General features: G+C 50.4%; 17 protein-coding genes. 10 read left to right on the top strand and 7 right to left on the bottom strand.

Going from position 1 to position 25,685, the window contains the following annotated elements:
• The first annotated feature begins 22 nt into the window (after positions 1-22).
• Entirely contained in the window at positions 23-232 is a 210-nt protein-coding gene (locus I0P70_RS06370) for a heavy-metal-associated domain-containing protein (protein WP_196115700.1), read from the top strand.
• A 73-nt stretch (positions 233-305) separates the two neighbouring features.
• On the opposite strand, the gene I0P70_RS06365 is transcribed toward I0P70_RS06370, so the two are convergent.
• The 3 genes from I0P70_RS06365 to I0P70_RS06355 all read right to left on the bottom strand — a co-directional run bounded on the left by I0P70_RS06365 (position 306) and on the right by I0P70_RS06355 (position 8,389).
• Positions 306-698, bottom strand: a complete 393-nt coding sequence (locus I0P70_RS06365) for a transmembrane 220 family protein (protein ID WP_196115698.1) — start codon at positions 696-698, stop codon at positions 306-308.
• A 131-nt stretch (positions 699-829) separates the two neighbouring features.
• Positions 830-1,846, bottom strand: a complete 1,017-nt coding sequence (locus tag I0P70_RS06360) for a type IX secretion system membrane protein PorP/SprF (protein WP_196115695.1) — start codon at positions 1,844-1,846, stop codon at positions 830-832.
• A gap of 6 nt (positions 1,847-1,852) precedes the next feature.
• Complete coding sequence (locus I0P70_RS06355) at positions 1,853-8,389, bottom strand: gliding motility-associated C-terminal domain-containing protein (RefSeq protein WP_196115693.1); 6,537 nt, start codon at positions 8,387-8,389, stop codon at positions 1,853-1,855.
• 991 nt (positions 8,390-9,380) lie between these two features.
• Here I0P70_RS06355 and I0P70_RS06350 point away from each other — a divergent pair.
• The 7 genes from I0P70_RS06350 (at position 9,381) to I0P70_RS06320 (ending at position 17,275) form a co-directional block, all read left to right on the top strand.
• Complete coding sequence (locus tag I0P70_RS06350; protein ID WP_230392035.1) at positions 9,381-10,775, top strand: undecaprenyl-phosphate glucose phosphotransferase; 1,395 nt, start codon at positions 9,381-9,383, stop codon at positions 10,773-10,775.
• Positions 10,765-11,601, top strand: a complete 837-nt coding sequence (locus tag I0P70_RS06345) for a WecB/TagA/CpsF family glycosyltransferase (protein WP_196115681.1) — start codon at positions 10,765-10,767, stop codon at positions 11,599-11,601. Before I0P70_RS06350 ends, I0P70_RS06345 begins: the two co-directional genes overlap by 11 nt.
• A 300-nt stretch (positions 11,602-11,901) precedes the next feature.
• A complete protein-coding gene (gene rfbF / locus I0P70_RS06340; protein WP_196115679.1) occupies positions 11,902-12,702 on the top strand; it encodes a glucose-1-phosphate cytidylyltransferase in 801 nt (266 codons plus the stop codon).
• A gap of 79 nt (positions 12,703-12,781) precedes the next feature.
• Positions 12,782-13,888 (top strand): CDP-glucose 4,6-dehydratase, encoded by a 1,107-nt coding sequence (gene rfbG, locus I0P70_RS06335; RefSeq protein WP_196115677.1) that lies wholly within the window; start codon positions 12,782-12,784, stop codon positions 13,886-13,888.
• Positions 13,889-13,947: 59 nt separating this feature from the next.
• Positions 13,948-14,499: a dTDP-4-dehydrorhamnose 3,5-epimerase gene (gene rfbC, locus I0P70_RS06330; RefSeq protein WP_196115675.1), complete on the top strand. Its 552-nt coding sequence runs from the start codon at positions 13,948-13,950 to the stop codon at positions 14,497-14,499.
• Positions 14,500-14,612: 113 nt separating this feature from the next.
• Positions 14,613-15,959 carry an NAD(P)H-dependent oxidoreductase gene (locus I0P70_RS06325; protein WP_196115673.1) on the top strand — a complete coding sequence of 449 codons (1,347 nt, stop codon included), beginning with the start codon at positions 14,613-14,615 and terminating at the stop codon, positions 15,957-15,959.
• A gap of 101 nt (positions 15,960-16,060) precedes the next feature.
• Positions 16,061-17,275 (top strand): glycosyltransferase family 4 protein, encoded by a 1,215-nt coding sequence (locus I0P70_RS06320; RefSeq protein WP_196115671.1) that lies wholly within the window; start codon positions 16,061-16,063, stop codon positions 17,273-17,275.
• A 9-nt stretch (positions 17,276-17,284) separates the two neighbouring features.
• Here I0P70_RS06320 and I0P70_RS06315 read toward each other — a convergent pair whose 3' ends face one another.
• The 3 genes from I0P70_RS06315 to I0P70_RS06305 form a co-directional block, all read right to left on the bottom strand.
• Complete coding sequence (locus I0P70_RS06315; protein ID WP_196115669.1) at positions 17,285-18,526, bottom strand: DUF563 domain-containing protein; 1,242 nt, start codon at positions 18,524-18,526, stop codon at positions 17,285-17,287.
• 61 nt (positions 18,527-18,587) lie between these two features.
• Entirely contained in the window at positions 18,588-19,700 is a 1,113-nt protein-coding gene (locus I0P70_RS06310) for a hypothetical protein (RefSeq protein WP_196115667.1), read from the bottom strand.
• Positions 19,701-19,712: 12 nt separating this feature from the next.
• Positions 19,713-21,191 carry an MBOAT family protein gene (locus I0P70_RS06305; protein WP_196115665.1) on the bottom strand — a complete coding sequence of 493 codons (1,479 nt, stop codon included), beginning with the start codon at positions 21,189-21,191 and terminating at the stop codon, positions 19,713-19,715.
• 673 nt (positions 21,192-21,864) lie between these two features.
• On the opposite strand from I0P70_RS06305, the gene I0P70_RS06300 reads away from it, so the two are divergent.
• Together I0P70_RS06300 and I0P70_RS06295 are read left to right on the top strand one after the other, a co-directional pair.
• Positions 21,865-24,147 carry a LamG-like jellyroll fold domain-containing protein gene (locus I0P70_RS06300; RefSeq protein WP_230392034.1) on the top strand — a complete coding sequence of 761 codons (2,283 nt, stop codon included), beginning with the start codon at positions 21,865-21,867 and terminating at the stop codon, positions 24,145-24,147.
• 344 nt (positions 24,148-24,491) lie between these two features.
• Positions 24,492-24,971 carry a hypothetical protein gene (locus tag I0P70_RS06295; protein WP_196115663.1) on the top strand — a complete coding sequence of 160 codons (480 nt, stop codon included), beginning with the start codon at positions 24,492-24,494 and terminating at the stop codon, positions 24,969-24,971.
• A gap of 183 nt (positions 24,972-25,154) precedes the next feature.
• Here the strand turns inward: I0P70_RS06295 and I0P70_RS06290 are convergent.
• Positions 25,155-25,685, bottom strand: a 531-nt coding sequence (locus tag I0P70_RS06290; protein WP_196115660.1) for a T9SS type A sorting domain-containing protein, incomplete at its 5' end; no start/stop codon positions are given.

Genomic DNA, 25,685 nt, shown 5'->3' with positions numbered 1-25,685 from the left:
TAGTTTGTAAATTATGTTAAATATGAAGACCTATAAGTTTAAAACAACCATTAACTGCGGAAGCTGTGTGAGAGCCGTAACGCCACACCTCAATAAACTGGAAGGGGTACAGGACTGGAAAGTGGATACTGACAATCCGGACAAGATCCTGGAGGTGAACACCAATAGCCTGGATGCACAAGATATCAAAAGTACTGTGGAAAAGGCAGGATTTAAGGCAGAGCAGGTATAACCTGTGATAAGTAGGATGCTTTGCCTGCTAAAATAGACAGAGCTGTTTTATGATGAATGGGCAAGTTGAGTTATCAATTTGCCCATTTTCTTTGTTTGAAGACGGGTTTTCTGGGGTGAAGCCGAGCCTTGCTTCTGTTCAGCAAAGCAAAGGTCAGCATAGAGGCACTCGTCATTGCTAAGCCTAAGAACTCACGGGCTTCTTCAATGTTTTTGATATCTCCTCCACCGATGGCCAGCCCTTCCCATTTCTCAGGCCAGAAGAACACGGCACCTACCGCATAGGCGACAAAGGCGCTAAAAAGCACAACCTGACTGATTCTGTTGAAAGAAACCAGGAAACTGAAAATTGCTGCCAATAGATAAATCGCTATCCAAATGGCAGCATCCGGGTCATTGTATTGCAGCGCAGCAATGACAATGAAAACAAGACCCAAGAGAATCGAGAGGATTTGTTTGAAGACCATAGTTGATGGAAGTGGTTATCTAGCTATACTGAAATAATTTATAAAAGTTTCATGTTTTTTTTGTGCTTTTAAAAGCAAACGAGCAGCTTAGGGCTGCTCGTTAAAAATTCTATAAACTTAAACTTAAAAGACTACCAAGCCCATTGCGGGCAAATTATTTTAGCGGAATTGCGCAGTTTTAAGCCTAATACCACTTCATGGCTGCCTGAGTTGGTGCTGCCGAGCGGCGATACACTCGCATCGTAAGCATAGCTCAGGTCCATCAGGTAGCTGATGTTTATACCTGCCATTACAGTCACTGACTCGTTGTGCCGATAAGAGGCCGCCGCCCAGATACGGTCACTGTACAAAGCCTTGAGCGTGGCGTCTACTGATACCGGGCTTGGCTGGGCCATTTTCACCATTACCGAAGGTATAAGCGCCAGGTCGGGCGACACATCCAGTCGGTAACCACCCGTCAGGAAGTAGTGCTTCTGTAGTCGGCCGCTGTTGTCGGTGGCAGTGCCAGAAGTCAGGTGCTCGCGCTTGCTGGGTACAAGCTGCGCACCGGCTATACCTACATAGTAGTTGTAAGAGTAAAGCCACAGGCCCATGTTCAGGTCAAACTTCATCTCGTTGATCCGCCCATCGTTGATGGCTCTGTCATTCGGGTTGATGACACGTACAGCGGTGGGGTCCAGGCTGTACTGGATCAGGCCCGGTGCCACACCGGCAGCTATACGCATGGTGCGGGAAAGCGGCTGGTGGTAGGCATAGCTCACATTAAAGCTGCTGCGCTTGAGTGGACCCGTAGCTGTCGTCATGGCCATGGCACCCAAGCCATGGTGTGGTCTGATGCGACGGTAGGATGTCGGCTTTTTGGTGGTGGCCTCTTTGGCAGGCGAACTATTGCGCTGCGCCGCTGTAACGGGTGATACCTCTTTCATGATCGGGGCATGGAAGGTGGCGTAGTAGGACACCGGGGCTCCCTCCAGTCCAGACCACTGCTGCCTGGTGCCGATTTTCACGTCAGCGTAATCCTCTATACCTGCTATGGCTGGGTTGAGCAGGTAATTGTTGAGGGTGTACTGACTGTACTGTGGCTTTTGCTGCGCCATGGCCTGTGTCGCCAGCAAAAGCACAAATCCTAAAGCTAAAAGTTTGTTCATAGACGGTTATTTAACAATTGTCACACTTCCTGAAAGCGGTTTTTCCTGGTTGTCAAGCTGAATGAGATAATAATAAGTAGCGATAGGCAGTTCCTTGCCGTTCTGGCGCCCGTCCCATGGCAGTTTATAGCCCTGTGAACTAAACACCGTGTTGCCCCACTGGTTGAACACCTGCACCTTACAGTTCGGATACTGCTCGATGTTGAGGATCTCCCATACATCGTTCACGCCGTCGTGGTTCGGGGTAAAGGTGTTTGGCACATACACCAGCTGCTGCACCGTAATGGTCACCTCGTCTGTTGACACGCAGCCGGCTTCGTTGGTCACGGTCACGGTATAGGTTGTGGTTTTCTCCGGTTTGGCGTATGGGTTGGCAATGTTCGGGTTGTTCAGGCCTTCAGCAGGAGACCAGCTGTAGGTCGCACCGCCAGTAGCCTGGAGCTGCACTGTTCTGCCTAGCATCAAGGTCTGGTCCATACCTGCATTGGCACTCGGGGCAGGCACGGTTACAGTTACTGAACGACGCTCGCTGGCGCACGACGAAGCCACTTCCTGCACATAGTAGGTAGTTGTGCTTGTCAGGATTGGTGTGGTGAAGCTGTTGCCGACATGAATCGGATTGCCACCTTTCGCCTGGCTAAACCATTCCAATCTGCCGCCTTTGCCTGTGGCGTTTAGAGTAGTTTTGGAGCTGTGGCAGATGGTCTGGCCACTGGCAACCGGCATGTCCGGCAACGGTGTCACAGTTACTTTTATCGCTTCGCTCACCAATCTTTCGCATGACTCAGAGGTAACCACTCTTCTGAACCAGGTGGACTGGGTAAGTGCAGCTGACTGGAAATCTTTGCCATTGTTTACACCTGCAGCTATTGTATAGCCATTGTCCGGACCGCTGGTGCTGCTCTCCCAGCTATAGTTATAGTTGCCGCTACCACCTGTTGGCAATGTGCCCACTAGCAGAGAGGGAGCAGTACCATAGCAAATGGTCTGGCTGGTGCTGATGCGGTTGTTCGCCATCGGCGGACGCACGCTGATGAATACAGCCGCGCTGGTGTCTGGCGTTGGACCGGAGAGTACTACTCGGCGGAGCCAGGTAGACTGCGTGAGTGCTGCCGGGCTATAGTCTTTGCCGGTACTCTGGCCGGTAGCCGTCATAAAGCCTGATTTAGACCCCTTCGTGCTGGCCAGCCACAGGTATAGGAAGTTACCATCGCCACCTACAGGCACAGAGCCCTGGAGTGTAGCCGGTTTGTTGCCCGCACAAATTACCTGATCGCTGTAGATGTTGTTGTTCGTGACGCCTTTGTGCACCTCAATCAGCACCGGATCGGAAGTGGTTTCGCAACCACCCGAGAAGACACGGCGACGGAACCAGGTCGATTCGTGCAGTGCACTTGGCGTATAATGGCGACCGTTGTTTATACCTGCCGCTGGCTGGTAACCACCTTGCTGGCTGAGGCTGCTCTCCCACAGGTAGGTATAGGTGCCTGCTCCTGCACCACCGCTTGGGTTGGTTCCCGAAAGCGGAGCCGGTGTCTGGCCACGGAAGATGCTTTGGTTCAGGCCGATTGTATTGTTGCTGATGACTGGCGAGACTGTAACCGTCACCACATTCGACACATGCTGGCACGGACCAGACTCCACCACACGGCGGAAAGAGGTCGTGGTGGTGAGGATGCCCACGTTCAGGTCGGCTGATGCGCTGTTGTTTACCTTGCGGAACACGCCGTCATTGCCTGCTGCTTCCCAATAGAAGGTATAGCTGCCAGTACCGCCACCAGGCTGTGAGCCAGTCAGTTTAGCCGGAGCAGTTCCTGTACAGATCACCTGATCCGCAGAGATCGTGTTGTTGGAGATCACGGCATTTACCAGAATGCGCACCTCTGCCGAGGTATTGTAGCACTCGCCAGCCACCACTTTGCGGCGGAACCAGGTGGTTTCCGTTAGCTGACCCGGCTGGTAGTTCATACTCGTATTGTTGCCTGCGGCTGGGGCAAAGTCAGTGCTCTCCGTGCGGCTTTCCCACAGGTATACCGGTTGCTCGTTGCCACCAGTTGGGCGAGTACCTTTCAATTCGCTAGGCGTATCGCCTGCGCAAACCGAATGTGACTGAGTAGTAATGGTGTTATTGGTGATCACCGGCTGCACCACGATCTCCAGTACCGGACTTACTGCCTGCTGGCAAGGAGCCGAGTAAACTACTCGTCTGTACCACATGCGCTCAGTTAGTGGAGCAGGAGCCTGGTAATCAGGTTGGTTGTTAGTGCCTGCTGCGGCCGTAAAGTGCTGGCCATCGCGGCTGCTTTCCCATAGGTAGGTATAGCTGCCATTGCCTCCGGCTGGTACTGCACCTTTTAGTTGCTGCAGCACATCGCCTGCGCAGATGGTGCCCTTTTCAACAGTAATGGTATTGTTGCTGATCGCCGGCAGTACGTCCACTTTCACGGCTACGCTGGTGTGTGCCTCGCATGGACCAGACAATACAACTCTCCTGAACCAGGTCGTTTGCTCCAGCGCCTCTGGCTGGTATGTAGCACCTGTGGCACCTGCTACCGGGCTGAAGCCTACATCAGCACCTGTTACGCTACTTTCCCATTGATAGGTATAGCTGCCGTTTCCACCTGAAGGCGTCGTACCAGTTAGTACATTCGGTCGCTGACCGGCACAGATTGGTGCAGATGGAGCCGTGAGGCTGTTGCTGTTGATGCGTTTATTGACTGTCACCGTTACAGGGAGGCGCTCACTGCTGCCGCAGCCGTTTACATTCACCGCCTCCACAAAGAAGGTTGTGGTTTGCTGCAGTACCTCTGTTTCAAAGCTGTAGCCCTCGAATAAGTATTCCTGTGCTGATGCATTGGCATACCAACGGAAAGTGTTGGTGGTGTGGCTGTTCACGGTCAGGGTAGCGGAGCTACCTTCGCAAACTGTAACGGGAGCTACCTGTGGCGCTGCTGGTAAACCCACCACGGTTACCTCCACCACATCGGAGTTGCTGATACACTCACCGGATACCACTTCGCGGATATACCAAGTGGTCTGAGTAAGAGCAGTCGGGCTGGTGTAATGCTGGCTGGCGTTGCTGCCAGGAGCCGGGCTGAACGTAGCACTCGGGCCTGCGGTGCTGTATAGCCAGCGGTAAGTGTAGCTGCCGTTGCCACCGGTAGGCAGTGCGCCCGTGAGCGTGGCTGCGGCAGTGCCTTCGCAGATAACCGGCTGCCCGGCGATCTGGATGGTGTTCTGCTCAATGGCAGGCTGCACCAGTATCTGGATTTCGTTGCTGACGCTCTCGCCGCAAGGGCCACCAGTTACCACACGACGGTACCACATGGTTTTATCGTTGATCTGCGGGGTATAGTTCAGGCCTGAGTTAGTGCCAAGAGCCGGCTCAAAACTGCCGCTCTCGCTGCGCATCTCCCAGCGATACGTCTTTTGATCAGTGCCGCCCTGTGGCATGCTGCCGATAATAACAGATGGCGTGCTGCCGCTGCAGATGGTGCCCTGCTGCACCGAAACAAAGTTCATCGTGATCGGCTTTACCACTGTCACTTTCACGGCTTCACTCACGTGTACCTGGCAAGTGCCGGAGGTTACTTTTCGGCGGAACCAGGTGGTTTCGTTCAATACGCCGGGGGCATAGTCTTTTCCACTGAACCCACTAGGTGGCGTTTTAAAGCTGCCATTTACGCCTGTCGTACTAAATTCCCAGGTATAGGCATAGCTGCCCGTGCCGCCGATTGGCTCGCTGCCTTTCAAGGTTGGGGCTTCTGCGCCTTCGCAGATAGGAGCGATAGCGGTAACAGTATTTTGATCGATAACAGGTGTAACGGTAACAGCAATAGGAGCGGAAGTATGGGAGCAACCGGCTGATAACACCGTTCTTCTGAACCAGATCGTGCGGTTAAGCGTGCCCGGCTGGTAAGTAGCAGCAGAAGCACCGGCAATCACTTCAAATCCTCCTTCAGCGTCTGTTACACTGGCCTCCCATTGATAGGTATAGCTACCGTTGCCACCGGTCGGGGCAGTGCCAGTGAGTAAAGCAGGGGACTGGCCTGCGCAGATCGTCGCCACTTCTTTTAGTGTGTTGCGGTCAAGCGCTGGCAGAATCGTGACAGTTGCAGCCACTACAGGGCTGTAGCAACCATTTGTAACACCACGTACATAAAATGTGCTGGTGCCTTCTGGCAGATTCTGAGCTGTGAAGCTTCTGCCCGTTTCCAAAGCTTGAGTCGCTGCTGCATCTGCAAACCATTCATAAGCGCCGGCATTGCCTTCCGCTATCAAGGTGGCGCTGCTGCCTGCACCGCACAGGGTAACAGGGGCTACCATAGGAGCTGGTGTGGCCGGGTATACCTCTACTTTAAGTGGCGTGCGCACACTCGAGCAGCCGCCTTCTACTGTAGTTTGGGCGTAAAATATTGTCGTCTGATCAAGTGCTGAAGTCTGGAAACTGTTGCCTTCGTGCAGCAGATTGCCGCCTGTTGGCTGGTCGTACCACTGCACGCTGCCTTCGGCCTGCAGTACCTGTAGTAATGCCGGGGTGCCCGGACAAAGTATTGTTACCGGCTGCACGGTTGGGGCTGCTGGCAGGTCATTCACCGTTACTGCGATAGTCTCGGAGACTTCACACACACCAGCACGGTAGGTATAAGTTAAGGTATAGGAACCCACGGCAGCGGGGTTAAATTGTCCGTCAGCCGATACATATTCAGAGCCGCTCCAAACACCGCCTGCATGTGAGGCCTCCAGTTGCATGATGCCGCTGTTGAGGCAAACTACTTCCTTTGGTGCGTTCAATTCGAGAACAGGTATAGCGTCGATGGTGATTTGCTGCGTAGCTTCTTCTGAATCGCCGCATTCGTTGGTAGCAATCACTTTTACTTCGTAAGTGCCCGGCTCTGTGAAACGCAAGGTTGGGAAGGCAGAGCCGGCGTGGGTGCCACTTTCAAATGTTGCGCTGCCAGGGCCGCTCACCTCCCAACGGTAGGCGCTGATGGTGCCGGACTGGGCATCGTAAACTGGTCGGTGGGCAGCGTTGTCTGCAGAGAAGGCAATGGTTTGTGGTCCGCAGTAGGTTTGCGCCTCTGGCAAAGTGGCCAGGGGCTTGTGAATGACCACGATATTCGTTTCCTGCGTGCTCACGGCAGAACAGAAGCTGCTGGCCAGCAGGGACACGGTATAAGTACCTGACTTATCGAAGCTGAACACCGGATTCTCAGAGTTGGCGTCGGTGCCCTCCGCAAAGCTCCAGCCTTCTGTGGCGGATACAGTCCAGGTATATTTCAGGTCTGCACCGGTTGAGTTGTTCTGTGCTCTGAAAATAGAAGGAGCACAAACACCGCCGTCCGGCGTCAGTTCGAAAGCCGCTTTGGGTACATCGTTCACCACGATCATCTGCTCCATCACGGTCGGCAAGCAGGTCGAGTTCGGGTCAAGTGGATAGGCAGTTAGGCGGACCATGTACTCACCCAGTTCGTTGAAAACCACATTCGGAGATAGCGTCGTGCCATTGCCTGATGTGAACTTCCAGCCTGTCGCCGGAAAGATCTCCCACTGCACACGGTATCGGTCGGTTCTGGCAGAGGCATCATAACCGTTCTTGGTCTTGTCCTGGAAGCGAACTGGCTCGTTCAAGCACACATTACCGATGGCAAAATCGGCGATAGGGCCTTTGGAAATACGGATACCGGTAAAGGTGGCGATGGATTTGTTACACTGATTGATGGCAGTACCTGTCAGTGTGAAGCCGTTTGGCTTGTCCTTGGAAGACTCCAGGAACTCGTGGCGTAAGATGCGGTCAGCAGGCAGCTCGTTGTGTTTGAACACATAAGGTGCCGTGCCATCGTCGAACTGGAAGGTATAAACTGTATGTGGTGAGTTGCCCTCCACACCTGTGATCTTAAACCCATAGGATACCGGGGCGCAGTCGATGTTATTGCCATCGCTGGTGATACCCAGGCCGGGGTTGCTGCCAATGAAAAGTTTCTCGGTGAAGGTACCCTGGCAGCCGCTGGCGTCAGTGGCTGTTACGGTAATCGTATAAAGACCTGGGGCAGTGTAGGTATGGCTGGTTCGCTCAAAATCAGTTCCGAGGGCACTGCTTTTGCCGTCGCCCCAACTGATGGTATAGCCCGTGTTAGTGGCGGCTGTAGTAGAGGCATTCTCCACCTCCAGCTTAAAAGAGTTGGCGCTGCCGGTATAGCTGCAATAGGTGAAGTCGTAGAGTGGGTCTTTGATCGTAGCGTCTGGCCGGTCACTGATCTGTAAAGGTGCTGAGGTGGCCGTACAGCCGTCTTCAGTGGTGGTCGTGACGGTATAAGTGGCTGCTTCTGTGACGGTAATGCTTTGTGTGGCAGCACCATTCGACCACTTGTAACTGGCTGCCTGTGTGGCAGTAAGAGTCGTTTCGCCTTCAGCACATAATGAAGGAGAGCCCGAAATAGTTATAATAGGAGTGCAACTTTGTGCTACGGTTTTTGTACCAAAACACAGCACATAAAGCAGGGTGAGCACAACAAACGTGAGGCTCTTTTGTACCGGTTGCATAAAGGGTTCAGTATAAGTTTGCTATAGATAAATGCTTTTTTATGAAAATGGCTATGGCCGGAAAATTCAATTCAGCTAAACGATGCGTTTTGAGAGAAAAACAGAGGTGTTGGTAATCCTTTCCTATGTCTGTCAACTAGTTAATGAGGTATCAGAAAAATGAATTCTGAGCTCAATAAATATTTATCATCTGTGGCTGAACATTTTCATGGTCTGTCCGTATTGTGCAAAATGTTTTTTGAAGGGACTTGGTTCAAATAATTGTAAATTTTTTATGAATCAAGATTTAAGGCACATCCAGATAAATAGCATTCTATTAAATGCTCCTATCCTGAATTAACGCAAGCTTTAGTTGTTTTCCTGTTCCAAGGCATTTGGGACAGATACAGGCGAGATAGTAATGTGTGGCGTTGTATTATTCTTATATGGTATTAAACAGCGAGTGAGGATGGATAAATAATATAATCTAGTCGGTGCTTGAGTAAAAATTTTTTGATTTTGGTAGAGTAGTTTAAAAAATGATCCTTTTTAGAGTAAGCGAATTATTGTTGATTATTTTTTAATAAAAAATTCCAGCCCCTGAGTGAAACCTTTTTAGGAATAGCAGTCTAAAAACGGATGATTTATTTAAATAATTATATAATAAAGATTAAAGGTATAATTTTAACCTATGTTTATTTAATAATATAAATATACTAATATTATCAATTTTAATTTTGTTGATGTTTTAGCGATAAATTAATAAACCTTAATATAAATGCAGTCGTATTTCAGTCTAAATTCTGGTTGTTAATTGTGAGCCCCTACAAAGCGGGCAAGCAAGTATCTCCTAAGCAGAATATAAATTATAAGCTAAAGTGAATACAGACATTAAGGTTGTCATGGGTCCTGGAGCAACGAGGGGATTGACAAAGTGATTGAAGACGAGAGGCGTGAGAAAGTCAATTAAGGTAAAAAGGGAATTATGATTCAATAAGTACAATTTCAGGTTATGCACAAATACAGACACTATAATAGTTTTAATAGAATACTCTTATTAATACTAGACATTACATTGATAGCTTTCGCGTTTAAGCTGTCAAACCTTTTCAGATACGGTGATCTAGAACTCACACACCAGTACAGTATCTTCTTTGTACTGTTTGCGCTCGTGTGGTGGATCGTTTCCGGGTTCAAGAATTTTGTTTTTCGGATCGATGGTTTTATTCCGGTAGGTAGAAGGACTGGTAATATGCTGAATGCATTTGCGATACACGCCGTCATATTGGCCAGCTGTATCGTGATATTCAACCTGGAGCATCTGTCCCGCCTGTTGCTCTTGTATACTTACCTGTTCACAGCGTTGCTGATCGGTCTGAGCCGTGTGGTGCTTTTCCTGGCACAGCGCTATTTCTCAAAATCAGATATGGCCTACAGCCGCTACGTGATTGTAGGTATGGGTCCGGCAGCGATCAACCTGCACCAGACCTTCAGCAGCGACGAGGCACCGGGTCGTAAGTTCATGGGCTTCTTCTCTGACAAGGCCGACGAACTGAGCAAGCATAGCAGCATGGTAAAGGGTAATGTGTCTGACCTTCAGGAGTTTTGCCTTCAGAACAACATTGACGAGGTGTACTATACCTTGCCTGTAAATGATAAGGAACACATCGACGAGCTGACAGAGTTTGCTGACGAGAACTTCATCTACTTCCGCATCGTGCCTGATTTCAGCGCCATTGTGCAGCGTGAAGTGAATATGTACTTCTACCAGAACATCCCGATGATCAGTGTGCGCAAAGAGCCGCTGGAGCAGGTAACTAACCGTGTGATCAAGCGTGCTTTTGATATCGCCTTCTCCCTGGGTGTGATCCTGTTCCTGTTCCCGATCGTGATGCCGATCATCGCATTGGCTATCAAGATCAGCTCTCCTGGTCCGATCTTCTTTAAGCAGCTGCGTCCAGGTAAAAAGAACCGCCTGTTTGTGTGCTACAAGTTCAGAACCATGCGTGTGAACAACAATACAGAGCTGCAGGCCACCAAGGATGACCCACGTGTAACCCGAGTAGGAGCTTTCCTGCGCAAGACCAACCTGGACGAACTGCCACAGTTTTTCAACGTGCTGCTTGGCGACATGTCGGTAGTAGGACCACGTCCGAACTTGGTGTCGCAGTTGGACCACTACTCTAAAGTGATCAACAAGTACAAAATGCGCCACTTCGTAACACCAGGCATTACAGGCTATGCTCAGGTGAGTGGTTACAGAGGCGAAACCAAGGAAGTGCACCTGATGGAGAAACGTGTGGAGTACGATGTGAAGTATATGGAAAACTGGAGCTTCATGATGGACATGAAAATCATCTTCCTGACTGTGTGGAATATGGTGAAAGGCGAGAAAAATGCATACTAACGAAATGACTGAGACAAGCACCCTGCGCAAAACAGCTGCACCCTTACAGCAAAAGCGCCGCCTCCTGAACTCCTATATCACCACGGGTCGTTTCGACGAGTTTGTGGAGCAGGTCTTCTGGATGACTGAAAACAGGACATCGTCTTACGTATGCTTTGCCAATGTGCACATGCTCGTGGAAGCGTACCAGGACCCGAACTTCAATAAAATACTAAACGAGGCAGACGTTGCCTCACCTGACGGCGGGCCACTTTCAAAACTGATGAAGCTGAAGTACGGCCACAAGCAGGACCGCGTGCCAGGCATGGACCTGATGCCGCGCCTGATTAAGGAAGCCGCTGCCAGGGGCAAGTCGGTCTTCTTCTACGGCTCCACTGACGATGTACTGGAAGCTGTGGTGGCTACTGCAAAATCAAAGCACCCGGATGTCAAGATAGCAGGCCATTATTCACCGCCCTTCCGTCAACTTACAAAAGAGGAAGATCAGTCGATTGTGGACATGATCAATGACTCAGGCGCTGACCTGGTGTTTGTAGCACTGGGTTGTCCGAAGCAGGAGCGTTGGATGGCCGAGCACAAGGGCCGTGTAAAGGCCTGTATGCTAGGCGTTGGACAAGCTTACATGACATACGCGGGACTGGAAAAGCGCCTACCGAAATGGGCGCGAGACCTGTCGCTGGAGTGGACGTATAGGCTGTACCAGGAACCAAAACGGCTTTGGAAACGCTACTTGGTTACCAACAGCACTTTCGTATACCTGACGCTAAAAGACATGCTCTGGCCCAGGGATAAACATAATAAAGCTACTGCCGTAACGGTGGGTTAGCAAGACCAAAAATGCGCTGCGTAGGTAAAGCACCACCTCAGCGCATTTTTTTCATCAGTTCACTTAGAGCTTTTTGCAAGCGTGTCTGAAAAGCTACTGACTTAAGCTCAACTTATCAGCCAAATGCAGGTATAAGGACTAGTAATTGCAGGTGGAGGTATGTTATAACACGCGAAGTTCTGATACTTAAGAACATAGCTGCCTGCGATTATAAATTCCGCAATATCATAATCAAAATATAGTAATTGTCGTATAGAAGACAGATTTAAAACTGAAGTTCACCCCAAACCCTTATAATTAATGAAAGCTGTAATACTGGCAGGCGGATATGGAACCCGCATCAGTGAGGAGAGTGGTATCAGGCCGAAACCGATGGTGGAGATCGGCGGGAAACCCATCCTCTGGCATATCATGAAAATATACTCAGCCCATGGAATCAATGATTTTGTGATTTGCTGTGGTTACAAAGGCCACATGATCAAAGAGTATTTCGCCAACTACTTTTTGCATAACTCAGACGTGACCTTCGACATGAGCACCAACAGCATGAAGGTGCACCAGAACAACACAGAGTCGTGGAAAGTGACACTGGTAGACACTGGCGAAGGTACGCTGACAGGCGGACGATTGAAACGTGTGCGCGACTACATCGGTGACGAAACGTTCTGCCTGACCTATGGCGACGGTGTGAGCGATATTGACATTAGCGCTGCGATTGAGTTTCATAAACAGCAGGGCACCAAGGCCACGCTTACTGCCGTGCAGCAGCCAGGCCGTTTTGGCGTTTTCACGCTTTCCGGCGATGATACCCATGTGCGTCATTTCCAGGAAAAACCGGAAGGCGGCGAACAGCCCTGGATCAATGGTGGCTTCTTTGTGCTGGAACCATCCGTGATTGACTACATCGATGGCGACCACACCACTTGGGAGCGCGAACCAATGGAACGACTGGCCCGCGAAGGGGAGATGGCTGCTTTCAAACACACAGGCTTCTGGCAGCCAATGGATACGCTTCGAGACAAGAACTATCTGGAAGAGCTGATCCAGCAAGGCAAAGCTCCCTGGTACAAAGTGATTCAAAACCAACCTGTAAATGCCTAAAGGGCGAAGGGTATAGCACATTGTTTGGCAACTGCGTATAACATATCCTATACCTGACCTTTTAGCGAAACATAAGCTGATGAAGAGAGAATTTCTGCAGCAGACCTATCAAAACAAAAAAGTATTTCTGACTGGCCATACCGGCTTCAAGGGTTCCTGGATGTTGCAAATGCTGCACTCGCTGGGGGCTGAGGTGATGGGTTATGCCCTTGCACCTGAAACCGAAGAAGACCTGTACCACCTCATCGATGGAGACAGCTTATGCGAGTCAGTGATCTCAGATATAAGGGACAAAGAAGCCGTAGATGAAGCAGTGATGCGTTTCCAGCCTGACTTTATCTTCCATCTGGCAGCGCAGCCGCTGGTGCGCCTGTCCTACGAGTTTCCTTCCGAGACCTTCGCCGTGAATGCCGTGGGTACAGCCCATGTGCTAGATGCGGTACGCAGATTGGAGAAGCCTTGCTCGGTGGTGCTGATCACGACAGATAAGGTATACGAGAACAAGGAATGGGTTTATCCTTACCGTGAAACGGACCAACTGGGCGGCTACGATCCCTACAGTGCCAGCAAAGCCTGTGCGGAGCTGGTGATCTCGTCCTATACCCGCTCGTTCTTCCATCCGGAGGCTTTTGACCAGCATCAGAAAGCAATCGCCAGCACCCGCGCCGGTAATGTGATCGGTGGCGGCGACTGGGCCAAGGACCGTATTATACCTGACATTGTGCGTGCGCTGCGGGTAGGGGAGCCAGTAACAGTGCGTAACCCCAATGCGGTACGTCCGTGGCAGCATGTGCTGGAGCCACTGGGTGGTTACCTGTTGCTGGGTGCTAAAATTGCGCAAGACCCCAAACCCTTTGGAGGTGCCTGGAACTTTGGTCCGCAGGCCGGTGACAATAGTCCGGTGGAGGACCTGGTGCAGAAAGCCCTGCAGGTATGGGGCTCGGGCAGCTACGACAAACCGGAGCTCAAGAACCAGCCGCACGAAGCCGGTTTGCTCAAGCTCGACATCAGTAAGGCTTTGGTAGAACTGGGCTGGACGCCAAAGTACAACTCGGCGCAGGCCATTGAGCGCACCATCGGCTGGTATAAGACGTATCATGAAGGTATAACAGACATCAAGGAATTCACGATAGGGCAGATCGCGGAATACCTGGGTGAAGAACAGCCTGCATACCTGCCATCTTAATCTGAACGACAAGCACCTGCGAGGCAACCCTTGCAGGTGTTTTCCAATACATCAAACACATGATCTTTACAGAAACCAAACTAAAAGGCGCTTACATCATCGACATCAAGAAGCTGGAAGACGAGCGTGGCTTCTTTGGCCGGGCTTACTGCCAGCAGGAGTTTGAGCAGTACGGGCTGAACACCAACCTGGTGCAGGCCAATGTGAGCTACAACTACAAGAAGGGCACGCTGCGCGGCATGCATATGCAACTGGCCCCGCACGCTGAGACCAAGCTCGTGCGTTGCACCCGCGGTGCTATCTACGACGTGATAGTAGATCTGCGTCCCGACTCTGAGACGTATAAGCAATGGATAGGGGTGGAACTAACTGCGGACAATTACCGCATGCTCTACGTACCGGAACGCTTCGCACACGGCTACCTGACACTGGAAGACAACTCCGACGTGATGTACCAGGTGACGGCCTTTTATGCGGCCGGCGCAGAGCGTGGCCATCGCTGGAACGACCCGGCTTTCAACATTCAGTGGCCGATGGAGCCTCAGATCATCTCAGAAAAGGACCAGAACCATCCTCTGCTGGAAGCCATACCGGAGCAGTCTGCTTTGTAAGTGAATTTGACGACAGGAAAATGGTAGTGGACATTAGATTTCGGAATTATACCTATAGCTTGTCTGAAACTGAATAAAGTCGTTTTGCAAAAGCGCATTTCAAAAGAAGAATTATGATCATTATAGATACCGCATTAGCCAAACGAGAAGCCGAAGGCCGACCTGTCCGTGTAGGGATGGTGGGAGCCGGATTTATGGCCAAAGGTGTGGCCGTGCAAATCAAGCACCACGTGCCGGGAATGGAACTGGTGGCGATCTCAAACCGAACCATTGAGCGTGCCCGCGAGACCTACAACGAGGCAGGTATAGGCGACGTGGAAGAAGTAACGTCATTGGAAGCCCTGCAGGAAAACATCCGCAATGGCAGGTATAGCATTACCAATGACCCGATGCTGTTATGCCGTGCAGAAGGTATAGATGCTATTCTGGAGGTAACCGGTGCCGTGGAATTCGGGGCGCAGGTGGCGCTGGAGGCGATCCAAAACGGCAAGCATACCATTATGATGGATGCGGAGGTCGACGGCACGGTTGGCCCGATCCTGAAGGTATACGCTGACAAGGCGGGCGTCGTATTCACTAATGTTGACGGCGACCAGCCCGGTGTGATCATGAACCTGTACCGCTACGTGAAGTCCATCGGTATGAAACCGGTGCTCTGCGGTAATATCAAAGGTCTGCATGACCCTTACCGTAACCCCACTACACAAGAGGGCTTTGCCAAGCGCTGGGGCCAGAACCCCGCCATGGTGACTTCTTTTGCCGATGGCACCAAGATATCGTTCGAACAGGCCATTGTGGCCAACGGAACAGGTATGCGTGTAGCTAAACGAGGTATGCTGGGCCCTTATGCGCCGCAGGGGGCTAACATCCGGGAGTCGGTGAATTTGTTTCCGCTGGAGGAACTCACCAACGGGCCGGGTATTGTGGACTATGTGGTAGGTATAGCCGAGCCGGCTGGCGGCGTATTTGTGCTGGCTACGCAGGATAATCCACGGCAACAGCATTACCTTAACTACTACAAGATGGGAGAGGGGCCGCTGTACTGTTTCTATACCCCGTACCACCTGTGCCACCTCGAAGTGCCACTCACCATCGCCAGAGCCGTACTTTTTAACGATGCCGCTCTCACGCCACTGGACCATCCTTACGTAGAAGTAGTAACAGCCGCCAAAAAGGATCTGAAAGCCGGTGAGACCATTGACGGCATCGGCCATTACATGACCTATGGTCTGTGCGAAAACGCTGACGTGACCGAGCGCGAGAACCTGCTGCCAATAGGTGTAGCCGAAGGCTGCGTGCTGAAGCGAGACATCCCGAAAGACCAGGTGCTGACCTATGATGACGTAATTTTACCGGAGGGTAGGACGATCGACAAACTGCGGGAGGAACAGCGGAAATACTTTGCCTCCGCTCTCGCTGAGACAAAGGAGCAGGAACCGAATAAAACCGCAATGGCCTAATCTGGCGCTGTGGCGACATAGAATAAACTAAAAGGCAAAATCCCGCCTCGGTCAGGTATGGCCCGGGCGGGATTTCGTATGCCTGACAACTTACTTGCACAATGCGCATTCTGATCATACATAATTACTACAAACAGGCAGGTGGGGAAGACACCGTCTTTCATGCCGAAGCGGCTCTGTTGGAGCAGCACGGACATCAGGTGGAGAAGCTGACCTTTTCAAACAAAGAGGTTAACAGTCTGCCTGAGAAGCTAAAAGCTGCTTTGGGCATTGTGTATAATTCGGGTAGCGCGAAGCTGGTAGAAGAGCGGATAAAGGCATTTCAGCCGGATGTGATCCATGTGCACAATTTCTTTCCGCTGCTGTCGCCAGCCGTATTTTATGTGGCGCAGCGCATGCAGGTGCCGATCGTAATGACGCTGCACAATTACCGCTTGGTTTGCCCGAGCGCCCTGCTTTACTATAATGGGAAGGTGCAGATGGAGAATCTGCGAAAGACTTTCCCGCTGGGTGCCATCCGCCAGAAGGTATACCGCGATTCGGCTGTGCAAACGGCATCGGTGGTGCTTACCACGGGTATGCATAAACTGCTCGGCACCTGGCAGCAGAAGGTGGATAAATTCATCGCCCTGACGCCCGCCGCCGCTGAGCTGTTCCGAAACTCCTCTCTCAAACTTAAGCCAAAGCAACTGGCTGTGAAACCCAACTTCACCCAGGACTTGGGCAGAGGCTACCCCGAGCGGGAGGACTTTTTCCTGTATGTCGGTCGCCTGACGCCTGAAAAAGGTATAGAAACGCTGCTGAAGGCCCACACACTACAAAACTTTCCGCTCAAAATCGTGGGCGACGGTCCGCTCCGGGAGCGTGTGGAACGATATGCTGCTACAAACCAAGGTATAGAGTACCTGGGTTTCCAAAACCGGGAGCAGGTGCTGGAGCTACTAAAAAGTGCACGTGGGCTGATCTTTTCTTCGGAGTGGCTGGAGACCTTTGGGATGACCATCATAGAAGCTTTTTCGACGGGAACACCGGTTATTGCCGCCAAAATGGGTGGGGCTGCGCAACTCGTTGAAGATGGTGTGAACGGTCTGCACTATAGCCCTGAAAAGGCGGAGGAGCTAGCCGAACGCGTACATCATCTGCAGCAGTACCCACGTCTGATCCGCCAACTGGGCACTGCCGCCCGCCAGAGCTATGAGGTGAAGTACACTCCCGAAGTCAACTACCGCCTGCTCATTTCCATTTACGAAGACGTCATCCGGGCTAAAAAGAAAAATGCCCCTGCAACCCAGGTCGCAGAGGCAAATCTTTCATAGCAGGCAGAATTACACGGTCTGCACATTACTTTTCTTTTCAGAGCTTTTTCGCATTTTCTTCAGTATCTCCACCACCTGATCGGTGTCTACACGGAGGTGCTGGCGCTGTCCTTCTGCGGCATCGTGTACCTTTCTGTCTCCTTTGCATATGATGTAGTCATAGTCCAGGTCGATCTTAGTGGCTATGTCGTAGAATGGCTCTATCACAAAGCCTTCATGGAAAATCTCAATGATTTTGGTGCCCGGCTTGCAGAAGAACATGCTGATCAGACCGGCGCCTGTAGCTGATATCACCACTTTGGCCTGTGAGAACATTCTGATCTTTTCCAGGATGCTATACTTGCTTGAGACGATTGATTTGAACTTGTACGCTTCTAGGGCTTCCAGCAGCTCTTTTTCGTTCAACACATTGCGTATGGCTGAGTCACTTCGGCTGATGTACAGGTATGGTACCCGCTCCGAAGCAGGCAATACTTCATCTTGTACCAATGGAAGGAAAGAGTCCCGGATATACTGACCCAGCCAGCGTGGTACCAGGGTGTGATTGCCTCGCGGTGCCGTGGAAGCGATGATGCGGTCGGCGGTAAGGTGGTGATACTCTATACCTGTGATGATCTTCTCAGCAGGTATGCCCAGCAGTTCCAGCGTTTCGGTCTGGTAGCTGTAGCGTGTGTTAGGCACCAGAAACCAGTCCACTTCGTCGTAGAGGCCGCTCTCGCGGAGCAGGTGCAAGCGTGGCAGCACGTCCAGAAACCAGTGCCCGATATTGTTGAGGCCGGCACCACCGGTCAGCATACTGAACACAGTACCTTTGAAACGGGTAGGTGCCTGAAAATAGCTTTGAGTAAAGATGTTGTTCGTCTCTGCACCCTTTGCCTTGCCTTCTACCAGGCTGAGCGACACATTCTCGATAATGCGGTTCTGCTGTGAAACAATCGCCACACTGCTCTCATTGTCTGTGTAAATGCGACCGTCGGGTACCTCCACCACTACGTAATCAGTGGTGACACTGCGCTTAGGCTTCCAGTAATCAGAACAAGCCTCATAGAGATCCTCGGATATCTCAAGCGGGGTGGTCAGGTTAGGGTATATACGATGCACCTTCACTTCAGAATCGGTGCACGTGATTTCACTTTCTGTATTGATCTGGCATACGCCATTAGGTCTGAAACGGGTGTTATGGGGAATGATACGGCCAAGTATCTTCTTCAGACGATTGGTAGATTTATCGTAAAATACCTTTGGTTTCATATATATACGGTAGGTAATAATTGCTATACGTTTGTTATTTTAATTTGGCTGTGTTACACCATCAATCTAATTGTTTTACCAGGTGTCGAGTGTTATTTTCCGTGCTGTCATCGGTTTGCTGCAAATGTCGCGCCAGCAAGTCGGCGGCAGCGGCCACCGCTGTGTTGTTCCAGTGCCCGTCATCTGCAGGATACAGCTTCTTATTTTTATTTTTGTACAAATGTTCGAAGGTGCTTTGTGTATCTACCACCTGTACGTCTCTACTCCTGAGCTCAGCCAGCAGGCGAGGCAGAAAGTCCGGCTTTCGGGCTGAAGGTAGCATTTGGTGGTAAATGTTCTCCTTGTTTGGAATGGGCATGAACACAAATGGGATGCCTCTTTCTGCCAGCGCATGTTTGTAACCTTCCAGTACGTCGGCTATGCGGTTTATTTCGTCATCTGTGAAGGTTCGGTTGGCATACTCGCCTTCCATAAAGAACTCATTCTGATAATTGATGTACTCTTTTTTACCGAATGTCCGCTCGATGTTAGCCAGTGTGCGATGGTAGAGCGCCAGCTTTGAGATGCGGTCCGCTGTTACCGCCATCCAAGTCAATACTTTAGATGAATTGATGACGGCGCCCGTGCGGTCGCGCAGCTTGTTGCCAATGCCTGTGGCGCCCACGGCAGGTAACTCCGGTATGCGGCGCTCAATACTCGAGACTACCACAATCTCCGGGGGATTTTCTTCAAAGCGTTTGGTGCCCAGAAAGCGGTTAACAGTAGCAGGAGCGAAGGAATACACTTCTTTGCCCAATTGCTTTTCCAGTACTTCAGCCAGGATTTCTTCCTGTGAGAGCTTGGCGCCTGTGATGTTGGAGTCTCCGATCAGCAAGACCTCTGCTTTGGTATCACGGTTGCGGTAGCCATAAGGGTCCGTGTACCATTCCACCTGTTTCTTTTCAGCATAAGCGGTGCGGGGTGCCAGTTCGCCCTCTTCCTCCATACGCATGTGCATGTTCGGGTAAAATGGTCCTGACATCAGGCGTACACTGTTCACAGAGATGGTCTCCCAAATCCTGAACGTAAAGAAGTTCATGGGAAGCACGACTGCTTCTACAAAAGGCCATAGCACGAAAGGCAGCACAAGCAGCGTCAGTTTCTTTAAAAGCCTTTTCACCTCTTTATTTTTCATCTCTTGTGCTGGTTAGAACTGAAAATAAATGAATTCCTGATGTCCGAACTGCCCGAAGAGCAGCACTGCGATGATGGCCACATAGTAAAACGCCCAGCGCACCACGGTGGGTCGGCGACCAATCAGCTGCGATACGCTGCCATGGCGCTGGATCAGGTGCACCGTTTCCATGATCATGATCGAAATAACAGACACCGCAAATATCTTGAAACCCTGGTCCATAAACAGGATGTGCTGCAGGTCTATACCTGCGATCAATTGTCGGATGTTGCCTATACCTGCTACACTGCTTTGTAGTATGTAGAAAGCCTCCCCAATAGAGTTGGCCCGGAAGAATACCCAGGAAAAGAGCACCAGCGCGAATACGCTTAACACCTGCACCCATTTGTAAAGTAGTGGGCGGCTTCGCAAGCCCATGCTATCGGCTAGGGCGTCACGTTGCTTCGCCGTCACGATAGCAAACACCAGGTAAAAGCCGTGCAAAGCGCCCCACATCACAAAGGTCCAGTTGGCGCCATGCCACAGGCCACTCACCAAAAAAGTGATGAACAGATTGTAATACCAGCGCCACTTCACCACCCGGTTGCCCCCCAACGGAATGTACAGGTAGTCACGGAACCAGGAGGAGAGGGAGATGTGCCAGCGGCTCCAAAACTCTGAAATACTCTTGGAGTAATAGGGTCTGCGGAAGTTTTCCATCAAACGGAAGCCCATGACCTGTGCCGCCCCAATGGCTATGTCGGAGTAGCCGGAGAAATCGCAGTAGATCTGAAAGGCGAAAAAGATGGTGGCGATGATCAGGGTAATGCCCTCGTAGTCAGTCGGGTTGTTGTATACCTGGTTTACCATCAGGGCCAGGTTATCCGCGATCATGATTTTCTTGAAGAAGCCCCAGCCCATGCGTCGTAGGCCACCCACTATGCGCTCGTAGCTGAACGCATGATTGGCCTTGAGTTGTCCGAGCAGGTTACCCGCCCGCTCAATAGGGCCTGCCACCAGCTGCGGGAAGAACGTCACAAACAGTGCAAATACGCCCAGGTGCCGCTCCGGTTTGATGCGCCCATGGTACACATCAATGGAGTAGCTCATGGTCTGGAAGGTATAGAAGGAGATACCCATGGGCAGCAGCAGCTCAAAAGCCGGCATAGCATAGTCCATGTTCAGGGCCGAGGCCGCATCGCGTGCGCTTTCATTAAAAAAATTGTAATACTTGAATAAGCCGAGTATGCTCAGGTTAGAGAGCAGCGAGATCCAGAGGTAGGGTTTGCGTTTGTGTTTTTCCTCGTCGCTATACCGGCCCATGGCGCGTCCGCAGCCGTAGTCCACCAAAGTTGAGAAGATCAGGATCAGGGTGTAGGCCGGCTTCCAGGAAGCATAGAAATAGTAACTGGCCAGCAGCAGGATCAGCCATCTGCGATTTGGGGGCGTTAGAAAGTAGAGCGTAACTACTACCGGGAAGAATATGAAAAATTCAGTAGAGTTAAATAACATATATAGACGCTGTTATGGATAAAGAGAAGCGTGTGATCCCATGTCTTCTGGTAGCTGTTAGTCAGGCCGTATCCTGCGGCAGGGTATAAAAACAGAACCTGTTTCCTTTATTATATTAGGAGTCAGACCAAAAGGTTTAGGATTTCAGTATATATTTTTATGACGGTATAAATGCACCGGATTTATTGTGCAGCTTTCTATACGCATCTGATCCGAAATGGCTGTTCATACAACAAAAAAATTGTATCTACTCATTTAACAGCCATCTTGCTGCACGAGCCCGCCGCAGGTATGTTGTGTTACCAGGCCTGCCTTAGCTACAGATAAAGCTTCATAATCCCCTCTTCAGCCTTCTTTTCGGGTAAGCCACTTTATGGACAATTTTAGTATACCACAAAGCCGAACATCTGGGCGGTTACGGCGTAATATTATTGTACTCTAATACAACAGTAACTCTATACTCCTCGTACAGGACATGCAATGTTGTAAACTAGCATTTTGCTTAGAACGACAGCTGTTCAGCTCTAATTGATACCGCTAAACAACCCGATATAAACTGGCGAAGATTAATCAAACGCCGTGACAAAATACTTAGTGAGCTTATATGATAGCATCCACCTCAAGGTACATCTTTCTATACCTATCTTCCTTTCAGTTAGCTTGTAGGCGCACCATGGCCTCCGTCGCTGCACTTAGCCTGCTGCTAAGCTTTGCAGTTCAGGATATGGCGCTGGCCCAGACTTCCTGTCCTCCCGGCCTGGTGCATCACTTTGGACTGGACGAGAAAGTGGCTGGCAGCTATTCTGATTACGTGACGAATGCAAGCGCAAACTGTGCTGTTTGCCCGGAACCTGCCAGCAGCCGCTTTGCCGGTGGTCAACGATTTAACGGTTCAGGCACTGGCCTGCAGTTCACCCCTATCCAAAACTTCCAATGGGGACCCCACACCAGTTTTACCATAGAGGTATGGGTGCAGGTAAACAGTAAATCATCCAATCAGGTTATTATCGGCCGTAAATCAGGCGATGGGTTAACAGCCTGGTGGTTGGGTGTCAGCCCTGAAGGATATGCCGTATTTGATATGCAGGATAATTATGGTGAGCCACATACCATAAGAGATTATCTCAAAGCTGTAAACTTATTTGATGGCAAGTGGCATCATGTGGCAGTCGTTCGGGATGGACCCAATGAAATCAGCAAGCTGTATGTAGATGGGTTCAGAGTTGATGACAGGGTTAGTGAAAAAAAGACTTATAGGGGAAGTATGGAGTCTTCCAGCCCAACCACAATCGGATACATCGATATTGACAGCAAGTACTATTTTGATGGTGTAATGGATGAATTGCTGGTTTACAACCGCAATTTGTCGGAGCAGGAGATGCGTGACCGCTACAATCAGGGTTCGGGCAGTTACTGTGGCCCCGAAGTGACCAGACCCGAGATCGTGTCAACCCCAATTACCTACGGCACGGTTAACCAGCAATACAGGTATGATGTAAATGCATCGGGCAAACCTGACCCTCGCTATATTCTGATCTCAGGCCCAGCTGGAATGACGATCAATGCGGGCACGGGCTTGATTACCTGGGTGCCACAAACAGCCGGAAACTTTGCAGTAGAGGTAAAAGCGAATAACAGCCAGGGAGAGAGCGCCCCGCAACGCTTTCAAATTGAGGTGAAGGCTGCCACGGAAGAGGTGATTGGGATGCTGCACCACTGGATGCTGAATGAATCTTCAGGATCTAACTACCGGGATGTGTATACACCTATCGATGCCATAGCACAGGCAAGAAGCCGTCCTGCCCCGGTAAAAGGCGTAGTAGGCGGAGGGCAGCGGTTTAATGGACGTGACACTGGGCTTGATGTAATCGGTAGTCCGAACTTTGACTGGAAGGCAAACGAAACTTTTACGATCGAACTGTGGCTTCGCACCGAAACCAAGGACGGAAGCAGCGAAGCCCAGAACCAGGTGCTGATGGGGCGCCATGCCACAGACTCTCCGTCGCAGTGGTGGCTGGGACTCGACAAAGACCGACGAGCCGGCTTTTACTTGCCCGATATCGAGTTTAAAGGTGCTTATGTGGGGAACAGTGGCCCGAAACTTAACGACGGATCCTGGCATCAGCTTGTAGTGGTGCGGGAGGGTAATTCAGGAGCTATCAGACTGTATGTGGATGGTGAGCAAATAGCCACCAGCAACTTTGCACACGATCATGGATTTAGTAGCCGCTCGCCTGTTAACATTGGCTACTTTAACGCCAGTATGCTCAACAGTTATCACTATGAAGGCGAGCTGGATGAGGTGAAGCTTTTCGGCAGAGCACTTTCGCCGGAGGAAATCAGGGAGCGTTTCACTGATGTATACAACAACCTGACTGAGTTCCTGAGCTTTGAAGGGCGCTATACAGATGGAGAAAACCTTAATCAGAAAATTGTAAACCTGGAATGGAGAACACTTTATGAGCTTGGGACAGATTTCTTTGAGGTAGAACGATCTGAAGACGGTGAGAATTTTACAGCCATCGGTCAGGTGAAGGCTTCCGGCACTACTACTGCTGCTATAGACTATACCTTTACTGACGACATGCCGCTTAAAGAGCAGGGGTATTACAGGCTTCGGCTGGTTCGGCTGGATGGTACCTTTTCCTACTCCAACACCATCCTGTTACAAGACCGCTCACCAGCTGCATCGTCCTTTAAGGTATACCCTAACCCTGCCGCAGTGGGGGACGAGGTGACCATTGAGATCGCCAACCTGAAAGAAAGCGAAGATGTGACCTTTATGATAACGGATGCCTCCGGCAAGCAAGTGCTCAGCCAGCAGGTCCGAACCGATGAGTTTGGTGAGCTACGCCTGACACTGCCAGTCGGTATGTCTTTAAAGCCAGGTATATACAACCTGACGGTGGCTGGCAGTAACAAAACCCTTAATCGCAAGCTAGTGGTGGCCCGCTAGTTCAGTCTAAACCATAGCAGGAGCAGTATAACCTGCATTATGGGAACGGACCTTATTATCAACCTGGTAGTGGGAGAGCATGCAGGTATGGGTCTTTAATGCTGTTCAGGGTTAGAAACTGTCGTTCTAAAAATGGATAAAAATTCCGGTTAAAACTTTTAAATTTTCCATATCGTAATGAATAACAATCACTTATGAATATAATATTGTATTTATGAAATTTTTAATAAACCCTGCAAAGCGCGGTTCGTACTATGGGTGAAAAAACATTACATGTGCTCCGTTTTACCAATGAATTATCATCAAGTTTAAAATGCCTTTACTTATCTAAATTTTAATTTTTTATGAAAAAGTTATTTCTATTACCAATATTATTTGCTCTTGTCTTCACTTCATGTAGTGACGACGACGACAATGGAACGGTCGAACCAGCAGTTTCGGAAATTGATGCGCAGATGCGTGGCGACTGGACAAACACGATGATCAAAAGAGTGTACTATTCAATTGATGATGAAGTCATGTTCACTGACTCAGTTCAATACCAGACAAACTTCAGTTTTGACGGAAAACGCCTGACTGTTACTGTACCAGGGGGCACTCCAGAAGTAATGAATTACAGTTTCCCAGACCCAGCCGATACCACCATCATCGAATTACAGCGGGGCAATGATAAAGGACAGTATAAGGTAACATCTATTTCAGATACGGAAATGACTTGGGTAGAAGAAAAGCCATGGGCTGGCTTTCCAGAGGAGGCGCCGGAATCAGAAAAAACAACATCCAGACTTGGTTTGTATACCTGGAAGTTTGTTCGCAAAAACTAGTATTGCATGAAATACCCTGTGCTTTAAGCATGGTGCGAATAAAGAAAAACTCCCGCCTTAGTCAATACATCGACTAAGGCGGGAGTTTTCTTTTTTCCAGTAGGCACACCGGCCAACTTTGGGATCTATGTTTCTACCCCTCTATAAGAGTTCGGAAAGATCCATTTTTATTTTAAGCCAGGCTTACTCTTTGATAAGCTTGATTGTAGCGCTCTTACCGGCGTTGTCAGTATACTTCAGGAAGTACAGACCTGCTCTGAGACCGCTGGCAGCCAGGTTCATCACCAGCTTGTTGTTCTCTACCTTCAGGTTAGCTTCTTTGTATACTACTGTGCCAGCCTGATCCAGGATTACTACTTCCTGCAGCTTGATCTCCTCTTTGCCCAGGTCGAGTGTAACCACGTCGTTGAATGGGTTAGGATAAGCGCTTACTTTCTCAAAGCTGATGTTCGTATCAGTTGTCTCTGCAGAAAGTGATGATGAAGCAGAAGCTGTCAGAGTCTCGATTGGTGACAGTCTGTTACCAGCGATCGGGCGCTCCATAGAGCCGTCCGGCAACTGCCAGCCCACGGCCAGGTTGTCGCCGCCGCCGCCCTGCAGCATGATCGCCTCGATGTAGTAGCGCTTGCCGGCCTCCAGGGTGATCTTGGCAGACTGCTGGCTTGCGTTCTTGGTCCACTCACGCGGGTTGGTCCAGGTGCTTGACAGGGCGAT

Origin of the sequence: Pontibacter sp. FD36, assembly GCF_015686655.1 — a bacterium.
GTDB lineage: Bacteria > Bacteroidota > Bacteroidia > Cytophagales > Hymenobacteraceae > Pontibacter.
Note: the sequence above shows the minus strand (reverse complement) of the source record. Positions and strands in the feature narration are given on the sequence as shown.